The organism is Bradyrhizobium sp. SRL28, from assembly GCF_018596315.1.
GTDB lineage: Bacteria > Pseudomonadota > Alphaproteobacteria > Rhizobiales > Xanthobacteraceae > Bradyrhizobium.
Map to the genome: position 1 here is coordinate 1 of NZ_JAHEAG010000117.1, position 4,943 is coordinate 4,943.

The following is a 4,943-nucleotide window of genomic DNA, read 5'->3' on the forward strand; positions in this document are numbered from 1 at the left end:
TCGCGAGACGGGCCGCGCTCCCCCGGAATGGGTGTGGTGGAGGATCGGCCGAGGGCTCGTTGCGGACGCCACGAATGCGCCCTTTAAGTCGAGTCGCTTAAATCGCGCCAGCGGCAGAATGAGTCTGTGCGAATCGTCGCGAAGCGGTAGTTTATGAGCAAATTGGCCTTCAGGACCTTTACTTTGGGGAATTCCCTGATCTCTTCGCAGAGATAAGAACGAATGGATGCCGCACCTTCCAGCGGGATCGCGGCACTTGTAATAGGATTGCACACGGCGGATACCGATCATGCACACTGCGGATATCGAACATGGCCGCCGACGATGCGAAAACGCTTGGAGTCAGCATGGAATGGTCGGCCGCACACTAAAAGCGGCCAAGGTCACGAAGCTTGCCGCGCCGAACATGAGTAAGAGCTCACGAAGCCGAATTTGCGGTGGGACCTGGGCTTCCTCCGCCAAAGTCGCCGCGCTGGCCCGCCGGATCAGCAGCAGCCCGGCCGTGGTGGTAGCCGACTAATTCAAGCGGACCTTCAGTTACCGATGCGCGGCAGACAAAGTTCCTATAGATCGCGCCATCCGTGAATCCCGGTCCGGGAGCTGAACTCCAGTTGTACTCCTGAGGTCATTATCGCATTTCGAGATACGAACCATTCATGTCCGGAAGGCGATATGGACGCACGCAGCAACGACGATCGGCATCAACATGGATAGGAGAGAAATTGAGGATCTGCTCGGTTTTGGCTTCCACAGAACGGACATAACCGAACACGAAGGCCTATTGGCTGAAGTCTCACGACCACTGCGACTTTGGCCGTGCCCGCCTATTCTACGGTCACCGATTTCGCGAGATTGCGTGGCTGATCGACGTCCGCTCCCATTAGGATAGCGGTATAGTAGGCCAAAAGCTGCACCGGAATGGCATAGACCATGGGTGTAAAGGTTGCAGCCATGTTTGGCAGCACAATTGTCATGAGCGAATCCACCGTCGCTTCCGAAGCACCTGTCGCATCGGTCATCAGGATGATGTTGCCACCACGAGCGGCGACTTCCTGCATGTTTGAGACGGTTTTTTCGAAAACCCCGTCGTAAGGAGCGATCACCACCACTGGCATGCTATCGTCGATCAGCGCAATCGGGCCGTGTTTGAGCTCGCCGGCGGCATAGCCCTCGGCGTGGATATAGGAGACTTCCTTCAGCTTGAGCGCGCCCTCCAGCGCCAAGGGGAACGACGTGCCGCGGCCGAGATAGAGCACAGCGCTCGTTTTGGCGATGTCGCGCGCGAGCTTCTCGATCTGCGGTTCGATCGCGAACGCCGCAGCGATCAGCCGCGGAACTTCAATCAGCTCACCCACGAGCTTCAATTCATCGATGTCGGACAATTCTCCGCGCTCTTTGCCTGCGGCGACCGCAAGGGCGGCCATCACCATCAGCTGACAAGTGAAAGCTTTGGTCGAGGCGACGCCGATTTCCGGGCCGGCCAGTGTCGGCAGCACGGTTTCGCTCTCGCGCGCAATCGTCGACGTCGGTACGTTGACCACGGAAACCGTGTGTAGCCCCTGCGCCTTGGCGTAGCGCAACGCGGCCAGCGTGTCGGCGGTCTCGCCGGACTGCGAGATGACGATCGCGAGATCCCCCTTGCGCAAAGGCGCCTCGCGGTAGCGGAGTTCGGAGGCGACATCGATCTCGACCGGCATACGCGCCAGCCGCTCGAACCAATACTTGGCGATGTGACCGGCATAGTTTGCGGTACCGCAAGCCGTGATCGAGATGCGCCTAATGTCATTGAAGTCGAATGGCAGCTCGAACGGCAGCGCGATGCGCTTGGCGGCCATATCGACATAACGCGCCAGCGTCTGTCCGACCACTTCCGGCTGTTCGTGAATTTCCTTGGACATGAAGTGCCGATAATTCGCCTTGTCTACCAGGAGCGATGACGCGCCGGACTTAAGCGTTTCCCGGTGGACGACGGCGCCTTTCGAATCATAGATGACGCAGATCGTGCGGGTAAGCACGGCCCAGTCGCCGTCTTCAAGATAGGTGATTAAATCGGTAAAGGGCGCGAGCGCGATAGCATCCGATCCTAAATACATTTCGCCGTCGCCATGCCCGATCGCGAGCGGCGAACCCCTGCGCGCGCCGATCATGAGATCGTTATGACCTTTGAATAGGAATGCCAGCGCGAACGCGCCGCGCAGCCGCGGCAGCAACGCTTTCACTGCGTCCTGCGGCGAGTAGCCATGCTTTAGATAGGATTCGACGAGATGCGCCACCACCTCGGTATCGGTCTCCGAGGCGAAGTTAGCGCCATTCTGCTCTAGCTCAGCGCGCAGCTCGCGGAAATTCTCGATGATCCCGTTATGGACGACGGCGACATTGTCCGTCACATGCGGATGGGCATTGCGCTCGGTCGGCTTACCATGGGTGGCCCAGCGCGTATGACCGATACCGGTATGACCCGACAGCAGATCGCCGCGTAGCCGCGCCTCGAGATTTTTCAGCTTGCCCTCGGCACGCCGGCGCTCGAGATGGTTGCCTTCAAGCGTCGCTACGCCTGCGGAGTCGTAGCCGCGATATTCCAGTCGTTTGAGTGCCTCGACCAGCTGCCCCGTGACCGGACCACGCCCCAAGATGCCGACAATCCCACACATACCGATCAATGCCCTCCAGCTTCAAGGAAATCATCTTCAAAACCGCAGAAACTTCTTAACCAAATTCACTCGTCTGAACGTACTCAATGCTCATAGCCGATGGCGACATCGTTGGCGGTTCAACTTTGAAAACTCCCTGTCAGAGCAATTAGTCTCGCCGCGTGCACACGCGTAAGCTAGGTCTTAGAAGTTTCAACCATCATCGGTTCGCCCAACCGCAGCGCGGCTTTGGCGAGCACAATCGAATACCAGTAGGAAACGGCAGCAAGCGCTGCGAACGAACTGAGGGTTTCGAGGTGAGCCAAATACTCAGGCGCGAGTCCATGGTCCCGTGCGACAGCGAGACATGGCGCAAACAGACTCTTCGTCCGGTAGCGAAGATAGCAATCGTAGTCGCAATAGGGCTGCTGGGTGGAGATACCTTGCTGGTAGCGCGACCTTAGTGATCGACGACACTCGATGCAGATCGACGGACCGCGTGGCGTCCTGCGATAGAACTTCATAATCGTCCGTCAGCTCGTCTTACTTCCTTGCGCCGAGAGCCATTCAGGATGCTCCGGCCCGCTTCTCGACGAGACTAAAACTATTGCGATTGATGGCTCAATTGTACGTAAGTAAGCCTTCAATATTGAAAGGGTTTGGAGGGCTATACGAAGGTTTGTAATCCGCCGCTCCTCCGTTAGTACTGATGTCAGCGGTCCCCCTTGCGCGGCCAGCTTGCGCGATCCCGTTAGCGGAAACAGTTTGCCATGAACAGCCTCGCGCACTTTGCCGTGCCGCCTAGGCCGCGGGATCTGTTCCGGAGTTGAACGCACGGTTGTTCCTGGGCGGACCTAGTACCTCGACAGAGTTTTTGACTGATTGGTTTGGCATCCAAGACGGGTAGCTGCTGAGGAGGGACCGGCACTTCGATGCTGCGCGGCGAGTCGGGCTGCCGCCTGATGAGGCCCGCATGTTCGAGGGTTAACACCACCTCGAAGTGGCGTTGCATTGATTTAATCGAAGATACCTGCCCGAGCGCCCACCGAGCGATTGACGTGAGCGGCTTGCGAAAAAAAGCCGTGCCACGCTGCCCTCGACAGTACGCTCGGATTCGTCTTGGTGATCGAGTTGACCGAGATCAATGACGGCCGCGCTGGGCTTCTATTGAGCTGTCAAGGCGATGCTTCAGGCGAGTTCTGAAGGAGTGCGGCCCTGGAATTGCAGGCCACCAAAACAAGGAGGCGACAACATCTGTGTGTAGCAAATATGCTTTGCGAGCGTTCGGGAAGAAAATGCGTCTGCCAGACTGCTCGTATCGTTCGTGATTCGGAAGAGTCGGACGATCACGCCGGTTCGACGGAATTGGTGTCCCAAAGAGTTGTTCAATGCTCTGACGCCGGTGACGTTCACCGCCGAGCTATCCGTTTTGCGCGCACGTTGGAACAAGTTGTGGCCAGAATTGTATACTGAGTATGACGCGAGGCATCTGGAAAAGGAGTTGTCCATCCGCAACTTGATCTCTACCGAGAAGCTGCGGCGTTCTTTGATGCCTGGGCCGCGGACGAGGAGCGTCACGCCGAGGGCTTTATCCAGATTATGGAGCTCGTCGCTGATGGATCCGAAAAGGATCTTTGGGAGAGATTGGACGCTCGATCACACAATTTTAGTGCAATCAATGAATACCTGAAAGACGAATTCTCTTTGATGGTTATAATCGCCTTTGATGAAATGTGCACCTGCCACGCCTATGCTGCGGATAAGGGTTTTTATGCCGGACTTGGGAACGATAGATTCGTTCGTTGGATAAGAGAAGTGACTGCCGATGAGGCAGTTCACTCGATGAACGCGGTTACGTTATCCGCGCCCGGTACTCCGATCGCATCCGCGAAGTCGGCACAATCCTCGACGGCCTAACCAGCGGTGTCGCCGATGAGTCGGACTATGGCGGCACCTTCGTTCTGGATTACTTCGGCGAGAAGTACACGAAAGAGATGCTAGCCAACTGCCGCGCCACGATCCTGAGAAATGTTGCCAAGCCGCTCACGACCGCAGAGCGAGATGGACGGAACGGCCGGCCAAGTTGACCTCAACGACGTCGCACCGGCTGCGGAGTGATTCCGGCGCCGAGGCGCCCAGCCTGCTCCTTCGGCTCGTACATGAGCGGCTGCCGCGCAGCGGAACAACGAACGCAAATGACCGCGGTCGCTTCGGGCGTCGATCGATTGATCGTTGTGCTGTTTCAGCCTTCCACGTCGCTGAATTTTCTAGACCTGAAATTCCGCCAGACCTCGGATCAGCGACCGTTGGCCT

General features: G+C 57.5%; 1 protein-coding gene. It reads right to left on the reverse strand.

The window, feature by feature from the left end; genetic code table 11:
- Positions 1–824: 824 nt before the first annotated feature.
- Complete coding sequence (gene glmS / locus KIP88_RS45285) at positions 825–2,651, reverse strand: glutamine--fructose-6-phosphate transaminase (isomerizing) (RefSeq protein WP_214494553.1); 1,827 nt, start codon at positions 2,649–2,651, stop codon at positions 825–827.
- Positions 2,652–4,943: the final 2,292 nt, after the last annotated feature.

What these genes read in the sequence shown, in the direction of transcription:
- glmS (WP_214494553.1), bottom strand. Translation starts at nt 2,651, where the DNA reads ATGTGTGGGATTGTCGGCATCTTGGGGCGTGGTCCGGTCACGGGGCAG.